Genomic DNA, 23,188 nt, shown 5'->3' with positions numbered 1-23,188 from the left:
GTCACTGGGGCAGCGCCTCGGCGCTGTATTGCGCGGCAAATTCGGCGCTGGGCGGGATCGGGGTGATGACGTCAATCAGCACGCCATTTGGGTCGGCGGTGATGAAATGGCGCTGGCCGAACGCCTCGTCCTTGAGCGGTTTCAGCATTGGCAGGCCAGCCGCTGTCAGCCGGTCATATTCCGCCGCCGCGTCTGCCACCTCGAAGTTAAGGATTACGCCGCGCACCGGGCCACGGGCCCGGCTCGGTATGGTTTCGTGCTGCCCGTCCAGGATCGCCAGATTGACCGAGGGGTCGGCGCTGGATTGCAGATGAACGTACCAATCGGCCTCGAACGCGGTGTGGAACCCGAAATGGCTGCGATAGAAATCGGCGGTGCCCTGCACGTCGTCGGTCTGGATGACGGGGTAATACTGGGTCGTTTTCATATTGCCTTTCTCCTCAACATGCATACAGTTTGTATGTGAGTTGTAAATAAACATACAGGCTGTATGTATGCAAGAGAAAAATACACCCGTCCCCAATGCCGACCGCCGCGCCGCGATGCGGGCACGCCTGATCGCCGCCGCGCGGGCGCTGTTCGTGGACAAGGGATATGCCGAGACCTCGACACCCGAGATTGTGCGCGCCGCCGACGTGACGCGCGGCGCTCTCTATCACCATTTCGCCGACAAGGCCGATCTGTTTCGCGCCGTGGTCGAGGCGGAGGCCGAGGCGCTGGTGGAGCGGATCGATGCCGAGGCCGTCGACGCCGGGGCAGGGGGGATGGAAGCGGGCAGCGCCGCCTTCTTCCGCGCCATGGCCGAGCCGGGCCGCGCCAGGCTGCTGCTGATCGACGGGCCAGCGGTGCTGGGACCGGACGAGATGAGCCGGATCGACGCCGGAGGCGGGCGTGCCTCGCTGCGGGCGGGGCTCGATCTTGTGGTCAGCGGTGTCGGCGAAGCTGAGATGCAGGCATTGACCGAGGTTTTGTCTGCCGCTTTCGATCGCGCCGCGCTTGCGATTGCGCAAGGAGCAGAACCCGCGCCTTTTGAACAGGCGATGGCACGGCTGGTGGCGGGGTTGGGCGCGCGCTGACGCCCGCGCCCGCGCCGTGGTCAGCTCTCGGTCTTCTTGGTGGTCTTCTTGCGCGGGGCGGCCTTTTTCTTGGTGCCCTTCTTGGCTGATTTCTCGGCAATCAGCGCGACCGCCATCTCCATCGTCACATCCGCCGCCTCGACATCCTTGGGCAGGGTCGCATTGACCTTGTCCCATTTGACATAGGCGCCATAGCGGCCATCCAGCACGTTGACCGCGCCGCCGTGTTCGGGATGTTCGCCCAGCTCCTTGAGCGGTTTGGCCGCCGCCCGGCCCCGACCGCGCGGATTCGCGCGCTTCTCGGCCAGCAGTTCCACCGCGCGGTTCATGCCGATCTCGAACACGTCGTTCGGGTCCTTGAGATTGGCATAGACCGGTTTGGCCTCATCCGGCAGCTGATGCATCAGATAGGGGCCGAAACGCCCGAAATTCGAGCTGATCATGCCGCCTTCGGGGTGTTGGCCGATCTGGCGCGGCAGACTGAGCAGCACCAGCGCCTTTTCGAGGTCCAGGTCTTCGGCCGACCAGCCACGCGGCAGGCTGGCGCGCGGAGGTTTCTTGTTTTCTTCGCTGATCTCGCCGCGCTGGACATAAGGTCCGAACCGGCCCGCCTTGAGCCAGATCTCGTCGCCCCCGTCCTCGCCCAGCAGCCGCTCGGCGCTGTCGTCCGCGTCGCCGCTGATCGGGCGGGTATAGCGGCATTCGGGATAGTTGCCGCAGCCGACGAACCCGCCGGTGCGCGAGGTCTTCAGATGCAGCTGGCCGGTGCCGCATTTGGGGCAGATCCGCGGGTCGGATCCATCCTCGCGCGGCGGATAGAGCTGCGGCGCCAGCGCCTCGTCCAGCTTGTCGAGCACTTCGGAGATCCGCAGCTCGGATGTTTCGCTGATCGCCGCCGAGAAATCGCGCCAGAACCGGCCCAGCAGGTCCTTGTAATCGCGCGAGCCTGCGCTGACGTCATCCAGCTGCTCTTCCAGATTGGCGGTGAACTCGTAACCCACATACTGGCGGAAGAAGTTCAGCAGGAAGATGGTGACGATGCGGCCCTTCTCCTCGGGGATCAGCCGGTTCTTGTCCTTGCGGACATATTCGCGGTCCTGAATCGTGGTGATGACCGAGGCGTAGGTCGAGGGGCGGCCGATGCCCAGCTCTTCCATCCGCTTGACCAGCGTCGCCTCGGTATAGCGCGGGGGCGGCTGGGTGTGGTGTTGCAGCGCCAGGACGGCTTCGTTTTCGGAGAGAATCGCCTCTTTGGCGATCTTGGCACCCTCGGTCAGCGGGGCATCTCCGGTCGCCTTGGCGAACTGATCGGCCAGCGAAATCTTGGCAAAGACCGCCTTTTCCCCCATCGAGATCTGGGGCAGGCGCTTGTCCTCGTCATTCTCGACATCGTCGCGCCCCTCTTCGTAGACGCGCAGGAACCCGTCGAACAGCACCACCTGGCCGGTGGCGCGCAGGCCGACCTGGCCGTCGGCGCTGCCGATTTCGACCGTGGTCCGCTCCAGCCGGGCGGCGGCCATCTGACAGGCGATGGTGCGTTTCCAGATCAGGTCATAGAGACGGCGCTGATCCTCGTCTTTCAGTTTCAGCGCGGCGGCATCCTTGCGCATGTCGGTGGGGCGGATGCATTCATGCGCCTCCTGCGCGTTCTTGGCCTTGTTCTTGTACATGCGCGGGCTGTCGGGCACGTATTCGGCGCCGAACCGCTCGGCAATGGCGTCGCGGGTGGCCATCACCGCCTCGGGCGCCATGTCGATGCCGTCGGTCCGCATATAGGTGATGTGCCCGGCCTCGTAGAGGCGCTGCGCCGCGCTCATGCAGTGGCGCGCGCCCATGCCGAACTTGCGGCTGGCCTCCTGTTGCAGGGTCGAGGTCATGAAGGGCGCCGAGGGGTTGCGCGCCGCCGGTTTCGCCTCGACCGACTGGATGCTCAGCGCGCGGCTGGTGATCGCCTGCACCGCCAGTTCGGCCTGGGTGGCGTTGGACAGGTCCATCTTGTCGAGCTTGTTGCCCGCCAGCGTGACCAGCCGCGCCTCGTAGACCTGGCCACGCGGGGTTTCCAGCAACGCCTTGACCGACCAGTATTCCACCGGCTTGAAGGCCTCGATCTCCATCTCGCGCTCGACGATCAGGCGCAGGCAGACCGATTGCACCCGGCCCGCGCTGCGCGCACCGGGCAGCTTGCGCCAGAGGACGGGCGACAGGTTGAATCCCACCAGATAATCCAGCGCACGGCGGGCCAGATAGGCCTCGACCAGCGGCATGTCGACCTGGCGCGGGTTCTGCATCGCCTTGGTCACCGCGTCCTTGGTGATGGCATTGAAGGTGACGCGACTGACGGCGGTGCCCTTCTTGATCGAGCGGCGCTTGGTCAGCGCCTCTTGCAGGTGCCAGCTGATCGCCTCACCCTCGCGATCGGGGTCGGTGGCGAGGATCAGTTCGTTGTCCTCGGCCAGGGCGTCGGCGATCGCCTTGACGTGCTTGCGACTGTCGGCGGCAACCTCCCAGGTCATGTCGAAATCATGCTCGGGATCGACCGATCCGTCCTTGGCAGGCAGGTCGCGCACATGGCCATAAGATGCCAGAACCGTGTAGTCCGAGCCGAGATATTTGTTGATCGTTTTTGCCTTGGCAGGGGATTCTACAACAACAACAGGCATTTAAGTGGCTACCTCATTCATCGGACACGGCGCGTTCTATGGCGGGGCAACATGTGGGGTGCAAGCCCCGATTGTCAATCGGTGCTGTTTGGGCGCAGTTGTTCCGAGTGTCAGAGGCGGGTGGGACCGGCCCTTCGCAGTCTTGGGTGCGGGCGGGACGGGGTCAGTTGACGCGCGACAGCAGCCCACCGGCCTGACGGTTGATCCGGCCTTCCAACTCCAGATCGACCAGCACCGGGGCGACCTCGCCCGGGCTGGCGGCCAGATCGCGGATCAGCTGATCCTCGGCCACCGGCGAGGGGCCGAGCCGGTCGAGGATTTGGCTGTGCAAGTGCGCCGTCTCGCGCAGGCTGCGCTTTGGGGGCGGCGCTGGCTGTTGCATCAGGTCGCACAGGTCGGGCTGCGGTTCCGGTGTCGTCAGGGTCGGAAGGGCAGCGATCACGTCTTCGGCATTGCGCACTAGATGGGCGCCGTCGCGGATCAGCATGTTGCAGCCGGCGGCACGTGCATCGAACGGGTGGCCGGGCACCGCCAACACTTCGCGTCCCTGATCTAGCGCGTCGCGCGCGGTGATCAGGCTGCCGGATTTGGCGGCGGCCTCGACCACCACCACCGCCTGGGCCAGGCCCGAGATGATGCGGTTGCGGCGCGGGAAGTGGCGGGCCTGCGGGGGCAGGCGCATCGGCTGTTCCGACAGGCGCAGCCCTTGCCGCGCGATATCACCCGCCAGATGCGTGTTCTCGGCGGGATAGACCGTGTCGACACCACCGGCCATGACCGCGATGGTGCCGCTGGGCAGCGCGGCCAGATGCGCGGCGGTGTCGATGCCGCGCGCCAACCCCGAGACCACGACAAAACCGGCAGCACCCAGATCCTGCGCCAAGGCCCGCGCCATGCGGGTGCCCAGCGACGAGGCATTGCGGGCGCCCACCAGCGCGATCATCTGGCGGCGCAACAGGGCCGGGTCGCCGAGCAACCACAATAGCGGCGGCGCATCCGAGATCTCGGCCAAGTGAGCGGGGTAATCGGCATCGCCCAGGCACAAAAGCCGCGCTTGCGCGGCTTTTGCGGCCTTGAGCTCTGCTTCGACAACACCGGGCGGGCATATTTCATAGCCCTCGACCCCGGCGGCACGTGCCACTTCAGGCAACGCGGCCAGCGCGTTCTGCGCCGTGCCATGCTCGTGCATCAGTCGGCGGAACGTTGTCGGGCCAACTCTGCGCGAGCGCAAAAGGCGGAGCCAGGAAAACCGGTCCTCTTCCGTGGTGGGTGGGAGTGGGGGGTGATAGGAAGAAAACTGTTCCTCGGTCATCCGTCGCTCCGCCTGTTTGCAGAAACAGGTTTACGGTCCGGCGCGTTAACAGGTGGTGAATCAAGCTAAATTTTTCGCAGTTTTTTGCGGTCGGGACAGAAAGCCACGCTCAACCATCTGAAATAAAAGAACTTTGATGAATGTTTCTTGGGCGAGCCCGTGGGCGGCTCGGTCGCAGGGAGGCGAATCGGCGGCAAAGCTGTTTACCTTGCCGCCGTCCGGTTTCACGCCGCCGAGCCGCCCACCGTCAGCCCATCCATCAACACCGTGGGCTGGCCCACGCCCACCGGCACCCATTGGCCGTCCTTGCCGCAGGTGCCCATGCCGGGGTCGAGTGCCATGTCATTGCCAAGCCCCCGGATGCGTTTCAACGCCGAAGGCCCGTCGCCGATCAGCGTGGCCCCCTTGACTGGGGCGCCGATGCGGCCGTTGCGCACCCGATAGGCCTCGGTGCAGGAGAACACGAACTTGCCATTGGTGATGTCGACCTGGCCGCCGCCAAATCCCACCGCCCAGATGCCGTCCTTGATCTCGCCCACCAGATCGGCTGGGTCTGCATCGCCGCCCAGCATCACCGTATTGGTCATCCGTGGCATCGGCTTGTGGGCATAGCTTTGCCGCCGTCCGTTGCCGGTCGGCTCCACTCCCATCAGGCGGGCGTTCTGGCGGTCTTGCATGTACCCGGTCAGAATGCCGTCCTCGATCAGCACGGTCCGGCGCGAGGGCGTGCCCTCGTCATCGACGGTGATCGAGCCGCGCCGGTCGGGCAGGGTGCCATCATCGACCACGGTGACCCCGCGCGCGGCGACCTGCTGACCCATCAGCCCGGCAAAGGCCGAGGTGCCCTTGCGGTTGAAGTCGCCCTCCAGCCCATGGCCGATCGCCTCATGCAGCAGAATGCCGGGCCAGCCGGGGCCAAGCGCCACCTCCATCACCCCAGCAGGCGCCGGTTCGGCATCGAGGTTTACCAGCGCGATCCTCAGCGCCTCGCGCGCCTGCACTTGCCAGGCCTCGGGCGCGATCAGCCCGTCCAGCCCGACCCGACCACCGCCACCGGCGCTGCCGCTCTCGCGCCGTCCGTCCCGCTCGACGATGACCGAGACATTGACCCGCGTCATGGGCCGCACATCGCGCAGATGCACCCCGTCGGGTCGCAGTATCTCGACCTCTTGCAGCGAGGCCATGATCGAGGCCGAGACCTGCACCACCCGTGGATCGAGATCGCGGGCAAAGGCGTCGATCTCGCGCAGGGTCTCGACCTTGACCGGAAAGGCGGCCGACGCGATGGGATCGTCCTCGGTGTATAGCTTGCGATTGGTGCGAGCCGGGGCGCCCGCCAGAGTGCCGCCACCATCGCCCACCGCCAGCCGCGCGGTTTCTGCCGCTCGCCGCAATGCAGGGATCGAGACATCGGTGGAATGCGCATATCCCGCCACCTCGCCCTTGACTGCCCGCAACCCGAAACCCTCGGATGCGTCGTAAGAGGCCGAGCGCAACCGCCCGTCGTCAAAGCTCAGCGCCTCGGATTTGCGGCGCTCGACGAACAGCTCGCCATCTTCGGCCCCGTCGGTGGCTGCCCGAAGAACTGTCAGCGCCTCGTCCTGCGGAAGGGCTGTTTCAAAGGGGCGAAAAGGGTTCTGCGCCATGATTTGCGGCCTCGTTGTTTGATCCAGATCAAAAATAGCGTCTGTTTGACGCAAGCATTTTGCTTTATCTGCCTCCGGGAATATGATTTTTAACGCGACCAAAGACAACGGGCGGGGTGTGTTTGATTCACGAACCCCCCGGTCAGGGACGCAAAGATCAAACGATCAGGACAGAACATGAAGAACGCTTTGACGCTTTCGGCGCTTCTCGCCACACTTTCGAGCCTGCCCGCCGCGGCGCAGGAGCTGGAGATCATCGGCAAACCGGTCGACGGTGGGATGGGCTTTCAGCCCGCCGCAACCGAGCTGGCGCGCGAGTTGCAATCGCTGGACGGCATGATTCTGGTGATCATCACCGCCATCTGCCTGTTGGTGGCGGCATTGCTGGTCTGGTGCATCGTGCGGTTCAACAGCCGCGCCAACCCGACCCCGGCGAAGTTTTCGCATTACACCCCTGTGGAAATCCTCTGGACCGTCGGGCCGATCCTGATTCTGGTCTTCATCGGTGCCTTCTCGCTGCCGGTTCTGTTCAACCAGCAGGAAATTCCCGAGGGCGAGATCAACATCAAGGTCACCGGCTACCAGTGGTACTGGGGCTATGACTACACCGACGAGGGCTTCGGCTTTGAAAGCTTCATGCTGGGTCGCGACGATCTGGAAGAGCATGGCTACAGCCAGGACGAATACCTGCTGGCGACCGATACCGCCGTTGTCGTGCCCGTAGGCAAGGTCGTCGTGATGAACGTCACCGGTGCCGATGTGATCCATTCCTGGACCATCCCCGCATTCGGCGTGAAGCAGGACGCAGTGCCGGGCCGTCTGGCGCAGCTCTGGTTCAAGGCCGAGAAGGAAGGTATCTATTTCGGCCAGTGCTCGGAGCTTTGCGGCAAGGATCACGCCTATATGCCGATCACCGTCAAGGTGGTCAGCGAGGCGGAATACGCCAAGTGGCTGGCAAGCGCCAAGGAAGAATTTGCCGGTCTGCCGACCAGCTATCAGGTCGCATCGAACTGAACCTTTCGGGCGGGGCCTGATCCCGCCTGCCAAGACTGATCCGGGCTGCGCGCATGTCGCGCGGCTTTTGCCCCAAGGGACCACCGCATGAGCGACGCAAGCTTCAACGCCAGCACTGCCCGGGCCGCACATCGCCCGGAAGAGGCCGGTTTTGGCGACTACTTCGCCCTGCTGAAACCGCGGGTCATGTCGCTTGTTGTTTTTACCGCGCTGGTTGGCCTCTTGGCCGCGCCGGTGCCGGTGCATCCCTTCATCGGTTTTTGCGCCATCCTGTTCATAGCCATCGGCGGCGGCGCCTCGGGTGCGCTGAACATGTGGTGGGATGCCGATATCGACCAGGTGATGAAGCGCACCAAGAAGCGTCCGATTCCCGCCGGCAAAGTCGAAGCGGGCGAGGCGCTGGCCGTGGGTCTGGGCCTGTCGGGCCTGTCGGTGATGATGCTGGCCCTGGCCACCAATGTGTTTGCCGGTGCCTTTCTTGCCTTCACCATCTTCTTTTATGTCGTCGTCTATACCATGTGGCTGAAGCGGACGACGCCGCAGAACATCGTGATCGGTGGTGCGGCAGGGGCCTTTCCGCCGGTGATCGGCTGGATCGCGGCAACGGGTGACATGTCGGTGGAACCCTGGCTGATGTTCGCGCTGACCTTCATGTGGACGCCGCCGCATTTCTGGGCGCTCGCGCTCTTCATGCGCTCGGATTACGACGACGCAGGCGTGCCGATGCTGACCGTGACTCACGGTCGCCGCGCCACGCGTGTTCATATCCTCGTCTATACGGTCCTGCTGGCGCTTCTGGCGCTGGGTACCGCGTTCTCCGATATCGGCGGACCGATCTATCTGGCCGTCGCTCTGGTGCTGAACGCGCTGTTCCTGCTGGGGGCCATCCGTATCTGGCGCCGGGACGAGGCCGATAGCGAGGCCGATAACTTCAAGACTGAGCGGAACTTCTTCAAATTGTCGCTGCTCTACCTCTTCCTGCATTTCGGCGCCATTCTGGCCGAAGCGCTGCTGCGCCCCTATGGGCTGGGAGGCTGGGGATGAGCCTGCGCCAGACACATGAACTGCATCAGCGCCGCTTTGGACGCAACCTGGGTGTTGCTCTGACGCTTGCGGCGTTCATCGTCATCATTTTCGGCCTGACCGTGGTCAAGGTGACCCGTGGCGATTTCGAGCCGCCGCAGGCCAGTACCGGAGGGCAGGGTTGATGGCTTTGAAGGGACCTCAGAAAACCGTTTTGCAACTGGTCAGCGTGGTCGTGGTTATGGGCGGTCTAGCCTGGGCCTCGGTGCCGTTCTATGACTGGTTCTGCCGGGTCACCGGGTTTGGCGGCGCCACCGGCGTGGCCGAGGCCGGGTCGGACACCATCCTCGACAAGACAATCAAGGTGCGCTTCGACGCCTCGAAAGAGCGCGGCATGCCGTGGGAGTTCCGCCCCGTTCAAACCGAGATGGAGCTGCGCATCGGCGAGACCGGGCTGGCCTTTTACGAGGCCTACAATCCGACCGACCGGCCGGTGGCGGGGCAGGCGTCGTACAACGTCGCGCCCTATTCGGCGGGTGGCTATTTCGACAAGATCGCCTGTTTCTGCTTCGAAGAGCAGGTTCTGCAGCCCGGCGAGCGGGTGCAGATGCCGGTCAGTTTCTTTGTCGACCCCGAGATCGTCAACGACCGGGACGCGAAATATGTGCATACGATCACGCTGTCGTATACATTCTACGAAATCGATCTGCCCGAGGGCTATGCCGCTCTTGATGCAGGTACAACAACGAACACGAACTAACGCCGCAAGGTGAGGGACACTGATGGCACACGCTAAGAACCACGATTATCACATTCTGCCCCCGTCGATCTGGCCGCTGGTTGGCGCGATCGGCGGCTTTGTCATGCTCTTCGGCGCCGTTCTCTGGATGCACGGAATCACCTCCTACATGTTCTGGGCCGGTTTCATTGCCGTGCTCTATGTCATGTACGCATGGTGGGCCGAGGTCGTGGCCGAAAGCCGCGTCGGCGATCACACGCCCGTTGTCCGCATCGGCCTGCGCTATGGCATGATCCTGTTCATCACCTCCGAGGTGATGTTCTTTTTTGCCTGGTTCTGGTCCTTCTTCAAACATCGCATGTACCCGATGCAGGACTATGTGGGCACCGAGTATGTGGCGCCGAACATCCACGCGGTCGACCCGTTCCACCTGCCGCTGATCAACACGCTGATCCTGCTGCTGTCGGGCTGCGCCGTGACCTGGGCGCACCATGCGCTGGTGCATAACAACGACCGCAAGGCGCTGATCCAGGGCCTGTCGATCGGCATCTTCCTGGGCATGATCTTTACCTTGCTGCAAGCCTATGAATATGCCGAGCTGCTGCTGCATGAAGACTGGACCTTTGGTGGTGACCAGTTCTACTCGAACTTCTTCATGGCAACCGGGTTCCACGGCATGCACGTGATCATCGGCACCATCTTCCTTGCGGTGTGCCTGTTGCGCGCGCTCAAGGGCGATTTCACCCCTGAGAAGCATATCGGTTTCGAGGCCGCCGCCTGGTACTGGCACTTCGTTGATGTGGTCTGGCTGTTCCTCTTCTTCGCCGTCTACATCTGGGGTCAGTGGCCGCTGCTCTGATCGCATGGGCCCTGCGCCGGAAAGACAGACAAGGCCGCCCCTCGGGGCGGCTTTTTCATTGGTGCTTCGGTGGCGCGATCCCTGAATTGCACCCGATACAATTGACCGGTTGCAAATGCGGCCCGTCTCGCCATACCAAGGCACCGGCCCGCGCCGGGCCGTTTCACCTGTTCCGGAGCCGCCATGCGCCGCGTTCTCTTTCTGCTTCTCGTAGGTCTTGCGGGCCTCGCCGTGCTGATCGCGCTGGGCAGTTGGCAGTTGCGGCGGCTGGACTGGAAACAGACGATGCTGGCAGATATCGACAGCCGCATCGCCGGCGCGCCGCAGGTGCTGCCTGCCCAGCCCAATCCCGAACGTGACCGCTATCTGCCGGTTGCGGTCAGTGGCGAGATGGCGGGCGAGGAACTGCACGTGCTGGTCTCTGTCAAGATGGTCGGGCCGGGCTACCGCGTCATCGCCCCCTTGGTGACAGACGAGGGCAGGCGCATCCTGATCGATCGCGGCTTCATCCCCACGACCGCCAAGCAGGACCGCCGCGAGATCGGCCCGATGCGGGTCGAGGGCAACCTGCACTGGCCCGACGAAATCGACAGCTATACCCCCGCGCCCGATCTAAGCGGCAATATCTGGTTTGCCCGTGACGTGCCTGCGATGGCAGCGGAGCTGGGCACCGAGCCGGTGCTGCTGATCGCCCGCGCGCCGACCGGCCCCGGTATCACGCCCTTGCCGGTCGAGAGCGCCGGCATCCCCAACGATCACCTGCAATATGCAATCACCTGGTTTGGCCTGGCCCTGGTCTGGGCCGCGATGACCTCCCTGTTTTTGTGGCGCAGCCGCGCCCGCAAGAAAGGCTGACAGCAATGAAATACATCTCGACACGCGGGCAGGCGCCCGAGCTTACCTTCGAAGAGGCGATGCTGACCGGTCTGGCCCGCGACGGCGGCCTTTACTTGCCCGCCGAGATCCCGGTGATGGGCCAGGACGAGATCGCCGCGCTTGCGGGCCTGCACTATGAAGAGATCGCCTTTCGTGTAATGTGGCCCTATGTGAGCGGATCGTTTGCTGAGGACGAATTCCGGGGCATCATCGCCCGCGCATACGAAGGCTTTGGCCATGCCGCACGGGCGCCGCTGAAACAGCTCAACGAGAACCACTTCCTGCTGGAGCTGTTCCACGGGCCGACGCTGGCCTTCAAGGATTTCGCGATGCAGCTGATCGGCCAGCTGTTTCAGGCGGCACTGGCGCGGCGCGGCGAGACGGTGACCATCGTCGGCGCCACTTCGGGCGATACCGGCTCGGCCGCGATCGAGGCGTTCCGGGGGCTGGATGCGGTCAATGTCTTTATCCTGTTCCCGCATGGCCGCGTCAGCGAGGTGCAGCGCCGCCAGATGACCACGCCCGCCGACAGCAACGTGCACGCACTGGCGGTGGATGGTGATTTCGACGACTGTCAGGCGCGGGTCAAGGACATGTTCAACGACTTCGCTTTCCGCGACGGGGTGCGGCTGGCTGGTGTCAACTCGATCAATTTCGCGCGGGTTCTGGCTCAGGTGGTCTATTACTTCTCGGCGGCCACCAGCCTTGGCGCACCGCATCGCAAGGTCAGCTTCACCGTACCCACTGGCAATTTCGGCGATATTTTCGCGGGCTATATCGCCAAGCGGATGGGGTTGCCGATCGAACAGCTTGTGGTGGCCACCAACCAGAACGACATCCTGCACCGCTGTCTGTCGGGCGAGGGCTATTTCAAGGGCGAAACCATCCCTTCGATCAGCCCGTCGATGGATATTCAGGTCAGCTCCAACTTCGAACGCGCGCTGTATTACGCCTATGGCCAGGATGGTGCGGCGGTGTCGCAGCTGATGGACGAGCTGCAAAAGGGCGGGTTCCATGTCAGCCAGGGCGCGATGCAGGCCCTGCGTGAAAGTTTCACCTCGGGCCGCGCCTCGGAAGAAGAGACGCTGGCCACCATCAAGGCCACGCTGGCCTCGAGCGGCGAGCTGCTGTGCCCGCATTCGGCGGTGGGGGTGAAGGTCGCCGAAGAGGCCCGCAGGGCCGACGCGGCGCCGATGATCACGCTGGCCACCGCCCATCCGGCGAAATTCCCCGCCGCGGTGGAACAGGCCAGCGGTGTGTTTCCGCCTCTTCCCCCGCGCATGTCGGATCTGTATGAACGACCGGAACGGGTGACCCGGATCGCAAACGAGCTGGCCGCCCTCCAGGATCATATCAGAAGGCATATCCCTGCGTGACAGTAAGACAGGACCAACTGGCCAACGGCTTTCGCATCGTCAGCGAGAACATGCCGGGCCTGCAATCGGCGGCAATCGGCATCTGGGTGACCGCAGGCGGGCGGCATGAACGGATCGATCAGAACGGCATCGCTCATTTCCTGGAACATATGGCGTTCAAGGGGACGGAGCGCCGCTCGGCGCTGCAAATCGCCGAAGCGATCGAGGATGTGGGCGGCTATATCAACGCCTATACCTCGCGCGAAGTGACCGCCTATTATGCCCGCGTCCTGAAAGAGGACGTGGCGCTGGCGCTCGACGTGATCGGCGATATCGTCCTCAACCCTGTCTTTGACCCCCGCGAGATCGAGGTCGAGCGCGGCGTGATCCTGCAAGAGATCGGCCAGGCCCATGATACGCCCGACGACGTGATCTTTGACTGGCTGCAGGAGGAAAGCTATCGCGACCAGCCGCTGGGCCGCACCATCCTGGGGCCGGCTGAGCGGGTCAGCGCCTTTTCCCGCGCCGATCTGTCGACCTTTGTGGCCGACAATTACGGGCCCGAGCAGATGATTCTGTCGGCCACCGGCGCCGTCGATCACGACCTGCTGGTCCGGCTGGCAGAAGAGATGTTCGGCCATCTCACCCCGCGCAAGGGCGCGCTGGCGGAACCTGCGCTGTTTACCGGCGGCGAAGCACGGCGGGAAAAGGCGTTGGAGCAGGCCCATTTCGCGCTGGCGCTCGAGGGGCCCGGCTATCGCGACGACGCCATCTATACCGCTCAGATCTACTCTTCGGCACTGGGGGGCGGCATGTCCTCGCGCCTGTTCCAAGAAGTGCGCGAAACGCGTGGCCTGTGTTACACGATCTTTGCACAGACCGGCGCCTATGCCGATACCGGCACCACCACCATCTATGCTGGGACCAGCGCGGGCCAAGTGGCCGAACTGGCGGGCATCACCATCGACGAGATGAAGCGCGCCGCCGAAGACATGAGCGAGGCCGAGGTGGCCCGCGCCCGTGCCCAGATGAAGGCGGGCATGCTGATGGGGCTGGAAAGCCCGTCGAACCGGGCCGAACGGCTGGCGCGGCTTGTGCAGATCTGGGGCAAGGTGCCCTCGCTCGAGGATACGGTCGCACGAATCGACGCGGTGACCACCGCCGATGTCCGCGCCTTTGCCGAGCGGATGGCGGTCGAGGCGCCGGCGGCGCTGGCGCTCTATGGCCCGGTCTCGGCTGCACCCAACCTGGCGGAGCTGCAAGAGAGGCGCGCTGCCTGATGCTGCTGGGCCGCCGCAAGCTGACACTCGAAACCGAGCGGCTCAGCCTGCGTCTGCCGGCGCATTCCGACTATGCCGACTGGGCGGCGCTGCGGCGGGCTTCGCGTGACTATCTGATCCCGTGGGAGCCCAGCTGGGCCAGCGATCATCTCAGCCGCAAGAGTTTCACAAACCGGGTTTATTGGGCGCAGCGCTCGGTCTCCAGCGGCTCGGCGGTGCCCCTGTTCGTGTTCCGTCGCTCGGACGATGTGCTGGTTGGGGCGATCACGCTGGACAATATCCGCCGCGGTCCCGCCCAGGCGGGAACGCTGGGATACTGGACCGGGCAATGCTATGCCCGGCAGGGATATATGCGCGAGGCGATCGGCGCGGTGGTGCACCATGCGTTCTCCCGTCTCGACCTCAGCCGACTCGAAGCGGCCTGCCTGCCCGAGAATATGGCTTCGCGCGGGCTGCTGGAAAGCTCGGGCTTCAAATACGAAGGCGTGGCGCAGTCCTATCTTCAGATAAACGGGCGCTGGCGAACCCATGTACTCTATGCCTGCCTGCGCTCGGACCGGCGCGGCAAGACGGACGCGGGCTAGATGGGCGGTCTTGCGTCGTCGGGACCGTTCCGGAGCCGGTGTGTTTTTTAACGAACATGGATCAGAGGCGTGACTTGCCGCGATGATGCGCTACTATTCATGAAATGTGGTGGTTTCTACTGGCATTGACTTTACTTGCTGGCGGCGCGGCGGCGCAAGAGCGTCGCCCAAGCCACTGCATTGCCATCGCCGATGCCGCGCCCGGCATCGAGTATCTGCACAAGGTGGGCTGGCAGGATCCGGTGCCGGAGTATTCGGTGCGGATCAGCTATATCGCGCATGCTTCGTTTCTGATCCAGACGCCCGGCGGGCTGAACGCGGTCACCGATTTCACCGGGTTCATAGGCACGGCCGACATGATCCCCGATATCGTGACCATGAACCACGCGCACGAGACCCATTGGACGCAATTCCCCGACCCGGCGATCCCGCATGTTCTGCAAGGCTGGGGTCCGTTCGGCGAGGGAATAGAACACTATCTCGATCTGGGTGAAATGCTGATCCGGAATGTCTCGACCGATATCCGTTCGGTCTATGGTGGGGTCGAGGAGCGCGGCAATTCGATCTTCGTGTTCGAGGTCGAGGGAATGTGCATTGGGCATCTGGGACACCTGCACCATGTTCCTGACGATGCGCAATTCGCTGCCCTTGGCCGGCTTGATGTGGTGATGGCCGCTGTTGATGGTGGCACGACCATGTCGCTGCCCGAGATGATCGCGGTGCTGCGGCGCCTGAAAAGCTCGGTCATCATCCCGATGCACTGGTTCTCGGGGCACTCGCTGGACCGCTTTCTTGCAGGCGTTCGAAACGATTTCGACATTCGCCGCGATGGCGTGTCCGAGATCGACATATCGCTGCGCTCGCTGCCCGACCGGCCCACGGTGGTGGTGCTTGAACCGCGCTACCTCGTCGATCTTGATTAGGGCTTGCCCGGTCCGCGCGCCTTGGGCATGGAAAGGGAATGATCCCGAATCCCGCCGATGAGAGTTTTGCCACCCACCTGCGCGGCCTTCTGCCCGCCGAGGTGTTTCGCCCGGTCGAGCCCCGCTATCTGGCCGAGCCGCGCGGGCGCTGGACCGGGCAGGCGGGCGTTCTGGCCTTGCCGCGTTCGACCGAGGAGGTGGCGACACTGATCCGGGCTGCATCGTCGCAGCGTGTGGCGGTGTTGCCTTATGGCGGCGGAACCGGGTTGGTGGGCGGACAGGTAATGCCCGACGGGCCCGCGCCGCTGGTCATCTCGCTGGAACGTATGAACCGGATACGCGGCGTCTATCCGCAAGAGAATGTGGTGGTGGCCGAAGCGGGCTGCATCCTGGCCGATCTTCAGTCTGCGGCAGCCGATGTGAACCGACTGTTCCCGCTGTCACTGGCGTCCGAAGGGTCCTGCCGGATCGGTGGCAATCTGGCGACAAACGCCGGCGGGGTGGGGGTGCTGCGCTATGGCAATGCGCGTGACCTGTGCCTGGGGCTTGAGGCGGTGTTGCCCAACGGCGAAATCTGGAACGGGCTGACCCGTCTGAGAAAGGATAATACCGGCTATGATTTGCGGAACCTGCTGATCGGTTCCGAGGGCACACTGGGTATCATCACCGCCGCCGCGCTGAAACTTTTTCCGATGCCGAACTCGCTGGGCACCGCATTGCTTGCGGTGCGCGATCCGCAGGCCGCGTTGGACATTCTGGTATTGGCGCGTGGCCAGATCGGCGAGGGTATCAGCGCCTTTGAACTGATTCACCGCCAGAGTTTCGAGTTTCTGGCGGAGACCCTGCCGCATCTGCGCCAGCCGCTGGACCCGGTTCCGGAATGGAGCGTTCTGGTGGAGTTGGGCCTGTCGGGCGGTCTGGACGCGGTCACTGCGCTTGAGTCGCTGTTCGAGGTGGCGGTGGAGGCCGAGTTGGTCAGCGATGGGGTGGTAGCACAGAGCGAGGCGCAACGAGCCGCGCTCTGGAGCCTGCGTGAGCATATCCCAGAAGCAAATCGCCGGATCGGTTCGATCTCCAGCCATGACGTATCGCTGCCGCTGTCGGAACTTCCAGAGTTCATCCGCCGCGGGAAAGAGCTGGTTGCCGCAGCGGGATCATACCGCATCAACTGCTTTGGTCACCTCGGAGACGGGAATCTGCACTACAACCTGTTTCCACCAAAGGGACGGAACCGGTCGGATTATGCGGATCAGGCCACTGGCCTCAAGAGACTGGTGCATGACCTCGTGCACGAGCACGGCGGTTCTGTCAGTGCCGAGCACGGCATCGGACGGTTCAAGACCGGAGATTTACAGCGCTATGGCGATCCGGCGAAACTGGCTGCGATGCGCGCGATCAAAACAGCGCTCGATCCCGAAGGGATCATGAACCCTGGTGCAGTCCTCATCACCTGAAACGGCATATATGGTGGCAAGCGGTTGCAGCCGGACCTCTAGGCAATGCGAAGCCGGGATTTGCGTGTACGTCGCGAGGAGACAAGCCAAGCTGCCACGAAAAAACAAATGCGAGAAATATGATTTTTCTATGAATGTTCCCAGTAATGCGAAACAATGAATGTGTTAGGGAGGACACGAAAATGAAACATTTTTTTCTGGCAGCAGCTCTGGCCGTTTCAACAGCAAGCGGGACCTGGGCCGAAGGCAAGACGCACTACGTCGCTGTTCATGTGGACGAGAATGATCCGCAGGTCATGAACATGGCGCTTAACAACGTGGCGAATGTCACCAAGCACTATGAAAGTGTCGGTGACACGGTTTTTGTAGAGGTCGTGGCCTACGGCCCTGGCCTTAACATGTACATACCCGGCAAAAGTCCGGTTGCGGACCGCATCTCGACCATGAGCCTGGAAATGGAGAACCTTACTTTCGCTGCCTGCGGCAACACCAAGACTAAGATGAGCAAGAAGGCCGGTCACGAGATCGAATTGATGGCGGAGGCGACCATCGTTCCTTCGGGTGTTGTCCGGCTCATCGAGCTGCAAGAGCAGGGCTACGCCTACGTACGCCCGTAATGGGAATACGGGGCCGGTTCCACCGGCCCCGCATCTACGGGTTATCCTTTCGGCAGGATAACCTTGTCGATCACGTGAATGACGCCGTTGCTGGCTTCGATATCCGCTGCAGATACGGTCGCATCGTTCACCATCACTCCGTTGTCCAGGTCGATGGTTACAGCGCCACCCTGAACGGTGGTTGCGGTCATGTCGTCGCTCAGATCTGTCGACATCACCTTGCCCGGAACCACGTGATAGGTGAGGACGGCGATCAACTGATCCTTGTTTTCCGGTTTCAGCAAGTTCTCAACCGTCCCTGCGGGCAGCGCGGCAAAGGCTTCATCCGTCGGGGCGAAGACCGTGAAGGGGCCATCCCCTTTCAGCGTGTCCACAAGACCGGCGGCCTGAACCGCGGCCACAAGTGTCGAGAACGAGCCCGCGCCGACGGCGGTATCGACGATGTCCTTGGAATTACTGCCTGCGACGGCTGAGGTGGCAAAGAGAAGGGCAGTTGCGGTCGTGAGTGCAGACTTTCGAAACATTTGGTATCTCCTTCGGTTTGCTGCCAATGTTGGCATCGAAGTCGATTACGCGCAGCTTGAGGCCATGGATTTCCGGGAATTGGTGGCCGGCCTTCTTGACGGAAAGAGAGGAAAAGCTAAGCTCGGGTCCTTTGTAAAAGCCAATCACGATTTTGCGATGTTTCGTGATCAAAGGCCGTCGAATTCGCAAAGGGCGTGCACATCCATGCCCATCGCTTCCAGCACCTTGCGGCCACCCAGGTCAGGCAGGTCAATGATGAAGGCACAAGAGACGATCTCGCCGCCCAGCCGTTCGACCAGCTTGATTCCGGCCGCCGCAGTTCCGCCGGTCGCCAGCAGGTCATCTACCAGAAGCACCTTCTCGCCAGGTTGGATCGCATCGTCGTGGATCTCGACAATGGCCTCGCCGTATTCCAATTTATAGTCTTGGCTGATCGTGGTTCCGGGCAGCTTGCCTTTTTTGCGGATCGGTACGAAACCAACGCTCAGTTGGTGCGCGATTGCACCGCCGAGAATGAAACCGCGCGCCTCGAGCCCCACCACTTTGTCGATCCGCTCGCCGGCATAGGGGTGCAGCATTTGGTCGATCGCCATGCGAAAACCGCGTGGATCGGCAAACAGCGTGGTCACATCCCGAAACAGGATCCCTTCATGGGGAAAATCGACGATTGTGCGGATGTAATCCTGAACCGATTTCGTTCTGGACATGTGGCCCCCGGAAAAACAGCGTTTCCTGCGGTTTGGCGCATGAAACGCGTGGACGCAAGGGGGAGGGGTGACTTGTGTCGTCCCGGAGCGGGGGCGTCGTCAGGTCTTGGTCTTGAGGCTACCAAAGGATCGGTAGAGCGCTGCCGGCAACCAGGACAGGTGCGGTTTCACCCAGTCGCGGCGATCCTGTATGAGCAGCGATTGTGCGGTGTGCAGGTTCATTGCATTTGCCTCCGTTATGTTGCTACGGTTGAAGTGCATCGACATGTTCTATGCTTTGTATATACAAAGAATATGCAGATTTTCAACCACACAGGTAGGTTTGTGGGCAAGAAAGACGGAAAAAACGCCTCCAGAAAGGATGCGCAGCTGGTTTTGCGGCTCGACAAGAACGAGCGGGACGCGTTTGTGGACAAGTGCAAGGCGCTCGACACCAGCGCCGCGCGCGAGATACGCCGCTTCATCCGCGAGTTCATGAAGGCGCATTCGGACGATTAGGCGGGACGCCGAAGCAGAGCTGTGGCAATACCCATACCCATCAGGGTTATTCCGCCCGTGCGGGTCAGTCCGGCAATGACCGAAGGCCGGTCGATCCAGCGGCGCAGATGGTCTGCCAGCAGCGCATAGGCAAGCGCATTCAGCCCTGCCAGTCCTACAAAGGTTGCGATCAGGATGGCGAATTGTGGGATCAAGGGGGCTTCGGGGCGCAGAAACTGCGGCACGAAAGCGATGAAGAAGGCGATGGATTTCGGGTTCAGCGCGGTGACAGCGGCGGTATGGGCAAAGACAGAGCCTGCGCTGACATCCTGAGAGACACGCATCTGCGCCAGCCCGGCGCTGCCCGCGCTGCGAAACAGGCGATAACCCAGCCACAGAAGATAGGCGGCGCCGACCCATTTCAGGACTGTAAACAGCGTGGCCGAGGCCAGCACCAATGCGCCGAGCCCGGCGAGAGAGGCGCTCATAGCGATCAGATCGCCCAGAGCCACCCCCGTGGCCGAGGCAACCGCCACACCGCGTCCCTTGGACAGCGCATAGCTCAAGACCAGCAGCACAGTGGGGCCGGGGATCAGCAGAAGGGCGGTCGAGGCGGCCACAAAGGCCAGCCAGAGATCGAGGGGCATTGGGATCTCCGTACGGTAACTGGATGCAGCAGTCAGCCTGCTTATCTGCTCAGCGTCAAGCGCCTGTTCGCGCTCACAACATCCGGCCCGCGACGGCGTCGAGTTTTGCAAGCAGGGCCGGGTCGCGCGCCTCGGGTGCGGTCAGGATGGCATGGTCCAGCGCCCGGTCGCAGCCATGCGGGCAGGGTGCGCGCGCGTCGCCCAAGAGGGCGGGCAGGCCCTTGACCATAGCGCGCGCCTTGTCGGCATTGCCCATCAGGGTGGCGATGATCTGGGTCACGTCGACCTCGCCATGATCGGGATGCCAGCTGTCGTAATCGGTGACCATCGCGACGGAGGCATAACAAAGCTCGGCCTCGCGGGCGAGTTTCGCCTCGGGCATGTTGGTCATGCCGATCACATCGGCGCCCCAGTGTTCGCGATACATCTTCGATTCAGCCAGGGTCGAGAATTGCGGCCCCTCCATCGCCAGATAGGTGCCGCCGCGATGCACGGTGACGCCGGCGGCACGGGCAGAGGTCTCGCAGGCATCCGACAGGCGCGGGCAGGTGGGATGGGCAACGCTCACATGGGCGACGCAGCCGGTGCCAAAGAAACTCTTCTCTCGCGCAAAGGTGCGGTCGATGAACTGATCGACGATCACGAAATGCCCCGGTGCCATCGCCTCGCGGAACGACCCGCAGGCGGAAACCGAGATCACGTCGGTGACGCCCAGCCGTTTCAGCGCGTCGATATTGGCGCGATAGGGGACCTCGGTCGGGGAATGCACGTGACCCCGCCCATGCCGGGGCAGAAAGGCCATCTCGACCCCGTCGAGCCGCCCGGTCAGGATCTGGTCCGAAGGCGCCCCCCAAGGCGTCTCGACGGTGACCCATTCCGCCGCGTCCAACCCGTCGATGTCATAGATGCCCGAGCCGCCGATCACGGCGATCTTGGTGTTGCGCATGTCTCTGGCCTTTTCCTGTTGCGGGCGTTTCGCGTCCGAGTTGCGCGGATTCCGGCGCGCATTTCAAGGGTGGGGCTTATCCGCCCCGAGGGGCGTCTTCGCCGGTCAGGCTGCGCTGGCCGGACTGATCTAGAAAGTCCTGCCAGGCCGCTTCGAACAGATCGAGCGGCCAGGCGCGATCCTGCGCCTTTCCGTGGCGGTCTCGGAAGGTAAAGCGAAAGCTTTCGCCCTGTCGCATCGCTGCGATAAGGGTCTCGGCGCTGCCCTCAGAGAAGGCGCAGCCGAGCCCGGTCAGGCAGCCGGGCCAGTTGCTGTGCCAAAGCCGTTCTCCAGCCCTCTCGATCCGGATGCCGCCGGGCGCAAACAGCGTACCCGGCTCGATGCCGATTTCGACCGCAAAGCCCGTATCCTCGGGCGTGACAAAGAGATATTGCGCGGCGAATTCGGGATGTGGCGAGAACACGTCCACGTGCCGCAGATAGCAGCGTTGTACCAATTGCCCCTGCTCGACCCGCTCGTCGCACATCGAGTCCCAGATGCCGATCAGCCGGTGATGGGTGACCCGCCAGTTGCCGGCGGTATCGTTGCCCTGCATGTCCTGGGCATGTGCGGGCAGGGCGATCAGGGCGGAGAGCAGCAAGGGGATAAAGGAACGCATGCAAGACAGGTGAGCAGCGGTCGGGCCGGGTGCAAGTCACGTTGCCGCGAGCGAAAGTCATGCATGCGACGCATAGCCGCTACCCGTGCTGCGCCATGGCCGTATGGGTAGCGATTCGTTACAAGGCGCGGAACGCGAACTCCCCATCAGGACCTGACCCATGCCCCGTGCCTTCCTGGCAAGTGTTGCCAATCGTCTCGCCATTCCCGACCTGCGCTGGATGCCGGACGAGCCGCTGACCGCCTCGCGCCTCAGGATCGAGCTGTTGTCGGGGCTGACCGTGGCACTGGCGCTGGTGCCCGAGGCGGTGGCCTTTGCCTTTGTCGCCGGGGTGCATCCGCTGGTCGGGCTTTATGCGGCCTTTCTGGTCGGGCTGATCACCGCGCTGATCGGTGGGCGGCCGGGCATGATCTCGGGTGCGACCGGGGCGCTGGCGGTGGTGATGGTGGCGCTGGTGGCACAGCACGGGGTGGAATACCTGTTTGCGACCGTGGTGCTGATGGGCCTTTTGCAGCTGGTCGCCGGGGTCATGCAATGGGGCAAGTTCATCCGGCTGGTGCCGCATCCGGTCATGCTGGGCTTTGTCAACGGGCTGGCGATTGTGATCTTTCTGGCGCAGATGGGCCAGTTCAAGGTGCCCGGCAGCATGGAAAACACCGGCCACGGGCTGGGCGGCGGCGAATGGCTGTCCGGCGGACCGCTGATGTTGATGCTGGCGCTGGTGGCACTGACGATGGTGGTGATCTGGATCATGCCGCGGGTCACGCGTGCGATCCCTGCGCCGCTGGCGGGCATCGCGGTGGTCGCGGCGCTGGTGATCGGCGCCGGGCTGGATGTGCCGCGCGTGGGCGACATGGCTTCTATCGAGGGCGGCTTACCGCAGTTCCACATCCCGATGGTGCCGCTCAATTGGGAAACGCTGGAAATCATCCTGCCCTATGCGGTGATCCTCGCCGCGATCGGGCTGATCGAGTCGCTGCTGACCCTGAACCTGGTGGGCGACATCACCGGTAAACGGGGTGGTGCCAGCCAGGAATGCATCGCCCAGGGCGCGGCCAATGTGGTGACCGGCTTCTTTGGCGGCATGGGTGGCTGCGCGATGATCGGCCAGTCGATGATCAACGTGAAATCCGGGGGCAGGACCCGCGTGGCGGGGATCGCGGCGGCGCTGTTCCTGCTGTTGTTCATCCTGGTGGGCGCACCGCTGATCGAGCAGATCCCGCTGGCCGCGCTCGTCGGCGTGATGTTCATGGTGGTGATCGGAACCTTTGCCTGGAACTCGCTGATGATCCTGCGCAAGGTGCCGCTGACCGATGCATTCGTCACCGTTCTGGTCACCGTGGTCACGGTGATGGAGGACCTTGCGGTTGCCGTGGTCGTGGGCGTCATCGTCTCGGCCCTGGCCTATGCCTGGAACAACGCCAAGCGCATCCATGCGGTCACGCGCGAATCCCATACCGCCAAGGGCGCCAAGGTTTATGAAATCCAGGGGCCGCTGTTCTTTGGTTCGACCGACGGGTTCGTGGAGCTTTTCGAGGTCGAGGAGGACCCCGACACCGTGATCGTCGATTTCAAGGAGAGCCGGGTTGTCGACCAGTCGGCACTGCAGGCAATCGAGGCGGTGGCACTGAAATACGAGGCGGCGGGCAAGCAGGTGATGCTGCGGCATCTGAGCCGCGATTGCCACCAGCTTTTGAACAAGGCCGGGCATCTGATGGTCGACAGCGATGATGACCCCGATTACGGGCTGGCTGTGGATTACTCGGTGCGGACCGGCATCCTGGGCGGCCATTGAGCCGTTGCCAAGCGG

The 23,188-nt window shown here is 63.2% G+C and carries 25 protein-coding genes; 15 read left to right on the top strand and 10 right to left on the bottom strand.

The window, feature by feature from the left end:
* Position 1: 1 nt before the first annotated feature.
* Positions 2–427 carry a VOC family protein gene (locus tag AC2FNA_RS16425; protein WP_496828343.1) on the bottom strand — a complete coding sequence of 142 codons (426 nt, stop codon included), beginning with the start codon at positions 425–427 and terminating at the stop codon, positions 2–4.
* 67 nt (positions 428–494) lie between these two features.
* On the opposite strand from AC2FNA_RS16425, the gene AC2FNA_RS16420 reads away from it, so the two are divergent.
* Positions 495–1,076: a TetR family transcriptional regulator gene (locus tag AC2FNA_RS16420; RefSeq protein ID WP_496828341.1), complete on the top strand. Its 582-nt coding sequence runs from the start codon at positions 495–497 to the stop codon at positions 1,074–1,076.
* A 20-nt stretch (positions 1,077–1,096) separates the two neighbouring features.
* Here the strand turns inward: AC2FNA_RS16420 and topA are convergent, their stop codons facing one another.
* From topA to tldD, 3 genes are all read right to left on the bottom strand, one after another.
* A complete protein-coding gene (gene topA, locus AC2FNA_RS16415) occupies positions 1,097–3,736 on the bottom strand; it encodes a type I DNA topoisomerase (RefSeq protein WP_496828339.1) in 2,640 nt (879 codons plus the stop codon).
* A 163-nt stretch (positions 3,737–3,899) separates the two neighbouring features.
* A complete protein-coding gene (gene dprA, locus AC2FNA_RS16410; protein WP_496828337.1) occupies positions 3,900–5,048 on the bottom strand; it encodes a DNA-processing protein DprA in 1,149 nt (382 codons plus the stop codon).
* 224 nt (positions 5,049–5,272) lie between these two features.
* Positions 5,273–6,694, bottom strand: a complete 1,422-nt coding sequence (gene tldD / locus AC2FNA_RS16405) for a metalloprotease TldD (RefSeq protein WP_496828335.1) — start codon at positions 6,692–6,694, stop codon at positions 5,273–5,275.
* A 177-nt stretch (positions 6,695–6,871) separates the two neighbouring features.
* On the opposite strand from tldD, the gene coxB reads away from it, so the two are divergent.
* The 12 genes from coxB (at position 6,872) to AC2FNA_RS16345 (ending at position 17,418) form a co-directional block, all read left to right on the top strand.
* Entirely contained in the window at positions 6,872–7,708 is an 837-nt protein-coding gene (gene coxB / locus AC2FNA_RS16400) for a cytochrome c oxidase subunit II (protein ID WP_496828333.1), read from the top strand.
* 87 nt (positions 7,709–7,795) lie between these two features.
* The gene (gene cyoE / locus AC2FNA_RS16395; RefSeq protein WP_496828331.1) at positions 7,796–8,752 is read left to right on the top strand and encodes a heme o synthase; all 957 of its coding nucleotides are present in this window, start codon (positions 7,796–7,798) and stop codon (positions 8,750–8,752) included.
* A complete protein-coding gene (locus AC2FNA_RS16390; protein WP_234139625.1) occupies positions 8,749–8,916 on the top strand; it encodes a cytochrome c oxidase system small membrane protein in 168 nt (55 codons plus the stop codon). The genes cyoE and AC2FNA_RS16390 overlap by 4 nt, the downstream gene beginning before the upstream one ends.
* Positions 8,916–9,491, top strand: coding sequence for a cytochrome c oxidase assembly protein (locus AC2FNA_RS16385; protein ID WP_496828329.1), 576 nt, complete (start codon positions 8,916–8,918; stop codon positions 9,489–9,491). The genes AC2FNA_RS16390 and AC2FNA_RS16385 overlap by 1 nt, the downstream gene beginning before the upstream one ends.
* Before the next feature lie 22 nt (positions 9,492–9,513).
* Positions 9,514–10,329, top strand: a complete 816-nt coding sequence (locus AC2FNA_RS16380) for a cytochrome c oxidase subunit 3 (protein WP_496828327.1) — start codon at positions 9,514–9,516, stop codon at positions 10,327–10,329.
* Between the two features lie 183 nt (positions 10,330–10,512).
* Positions 10,513–11,184 carry an SURF1 family protein gene (locus AC2FNA_RS16375; RefSeq protein ID WP_496828325.1) on the top strand — a complete coding sequence of 224 codons (672 nt, stop codon included), beginning with the start codon at positions 10,513–10,515 and terminating at the stop codon, positions 11,182–11,184.
* A 5-nt stretch (positions 11,185–11,189) separates the two neighbouring features.
* A complete protein-coding gene (gene thrC, locus AC2FNA_RS16370; RefSeq protein ID WP_496828323.1) occupies positions 11,190–12,581 on the top strand; it encodes a threonine synthase in 1,392 nt (463 codons plus the stop codon).
* A complete protein-coding gene (locus AC2FNA_RS16365; protein WP_496828321.1) occupies positions 12,578–13,840 on the top strand; it encodes a M16 family metallopeptidase in 1,263 nt (420 codons plus the stop codon). The genes thrC and AC2FNA_RS16365 overlap by 4 nt, the downstream gene beginning before the upstream one ends.
* A complete protein-coding gene (locus AC2FNA_RS16360) occupies positions 13,840–14,424 on the top strand; it encodes a GNAT family N-acetyltransferase (protein WP_234139631.1) in 585 nt (194 codons plus the stop codon). Before AC2FNA_RS16365 ends, AC2FNA_RS16360 begins: the two co-directional genes overlap by 1 nt.
* A 104-nt stretch (positions 14,425–14,528) precedes the next feature.
* On the top strand, positions 14,529–15,347 hold the full coding sequence (locus tag AC2FNA_RS16355; protein ID WP_496828318.1) for an MBL fold metallo-hydrolase: 819 nt from the start codon (positions 14,529–14,531) through the stop codon (positions 15,345–15,347).
* Positions 15,348–15,385: 38 nt separating this feature from the next.
* On the top strand, positions 15,386–16,801 hold the full coding sequence (locus tag AC2FNA_RS16350) for an FAD-binding oxidoreductase (protein WP_496828316.1): 1,416 nt from the start codon (positions 15,386–15,388) through the stop codon (positions 16,799–16,801).
* A gap of 182 nt (positions 16,802–16,983) precedes the next feature.
* Positions 16,984–17,418, top strand: a complete 435-nt coding sequence (locus tag AC2FNA_RS16345) for a DsrE family protein (protein ID WP_496828314.1) — start codon at positions 16,984–16,986, stop codon at positions 17,416–17,418.
* Between the two features lie 41 nt (positions 17,419–17,459).
* Here AC2FNA_RS16345 and AC2FNA_RS16340 read toward each other — a convergent pair whose 3' ends face one another.
* The 3 genes from AC2FNA_RS16340 to AC2FNA_RS16330 form a co-directional block, all read right to left on the bottom strand.
* Positions 17,460–17,942: a fasciclin domain-containing protein gene (locus AC2FNA_RS16340; RefSeq protein ID WP_496828312.1), complete on the bottom strand. Its 483-nt coding sequence runs from the start codon at positions 17,940–17,942 to the stop codon at positions 17,460–17,462.
* A gap of 168 nt (positions 17,943–18,110) precedes the next feature.
* On the bottom strand, positions 18,111–18,650 hold the full coding sequence (locus tag AC2FNA_RS16335; RefSeq protein WP_496828310.1) for an adenine phosphoribosyltransferase: 540 nt from the start codon (positions 18,648–18,650) through the stop codon (positions 18,111–18,113).
* A gap of 99 nt (positions 18,651–18,749) precedes the next feature.
* The gene (locus AC2FNA_RS16330; RefSeq protein WP_496828308.1) at positions 18,750–18,872 is read right to left on the bottom strand and encodes a hypothetical protein; all 123 of its coding nucleotides are present in this window, start codon (positions 18,870–18,872) and stop codon (positions 18,750–18,752) included.
* A gap of 72 nt (positions 18,873–18,944) precedes the next feature.
* Between AC2FNA_RS16330 and AC2FNA_RS16325 the strand changes: the two genes are divergently transcribed.
* Complete coding sequence (locus AC2FNA_RS16325) at positions 18,945–19,148, top strand: hypothetical protein (protein WP_496828306.1); 204 nt, start codon at positions 18,945–18,947, stop codon at positions 19,146–19,148.
* On the opposite strand, the gene AC2FNA_RS16320 is transcribed toward AC2FNA_RS16325, so the two are convergent.
* From AC2FNA_RS16320 to AC2FNA_RS16310, 3 genes are all read right to left on the bottom strand, one after another.
* A complete protein-coding gene (locus AC2FNA_RS16320; RefSeq protein ID WP_496828304.1) occupies positions 19,145–19,774 on the bottom strand; it encodes a LysE family translocator in 630 nt (209 codons plus the stop codon). The genes AC2FNA_RS16325 and AC2FNA_RS16320 overlap by 4 nt on opposite strands.
* Before the next feature lie 73 nt (positions 19,775–19,847).
* Positions 19,848–20,720: an S-methyl-5'-thioadenosine phosphorylase gene (locus AC2FNA_RS16315; protein ID WP_496828302.1), complete on the bottom strand. Its 873-nt coding sequence runs from the start codon at positions 20,718–20,720 to the stop codon at positions 19,848–19,850.
* Positions 20,721–20,796: 76 nt separating this feature from the next.
* A complete protein-coding gene (locus AC2FNA_RS16310; protein WP_496828300.1) occupies positions 20,797–21,378 on the bottom strand; it encodes a hypothetical protein in 582 nt (193 codons plus the stop codon).
* A 160-nt stretch (positions 21,379–21,538) separates the two neighbouring features.
* On the opposite strand from AC2FNA_RS16310, the gene AC2FNA_RS16305 reads away from it, so the two are divergent.
* Positions 21,539–23,173 (top strand): SulP family inorganic anion transporter, encoded by a 1,635-nt coding sequence (locus AC2FNA_RS16305; protein ID WP_496828298.1) that lies wholly within the window; start codon positions 21,539–21,541, stop codon positions 23,171–23,173.
* The last annotated feature ends 15 nt before the right edge of the window (positions 23,174–23,188 follow it).

The organism is Ruegeria sp. YKSD163 (assembly GCF_059612905.1).
The sequence above is the reverse complement of the archived record's forward strand: the minus strand, read 5'-3'. Positions and strand labels throughout refer to the sequence as shown.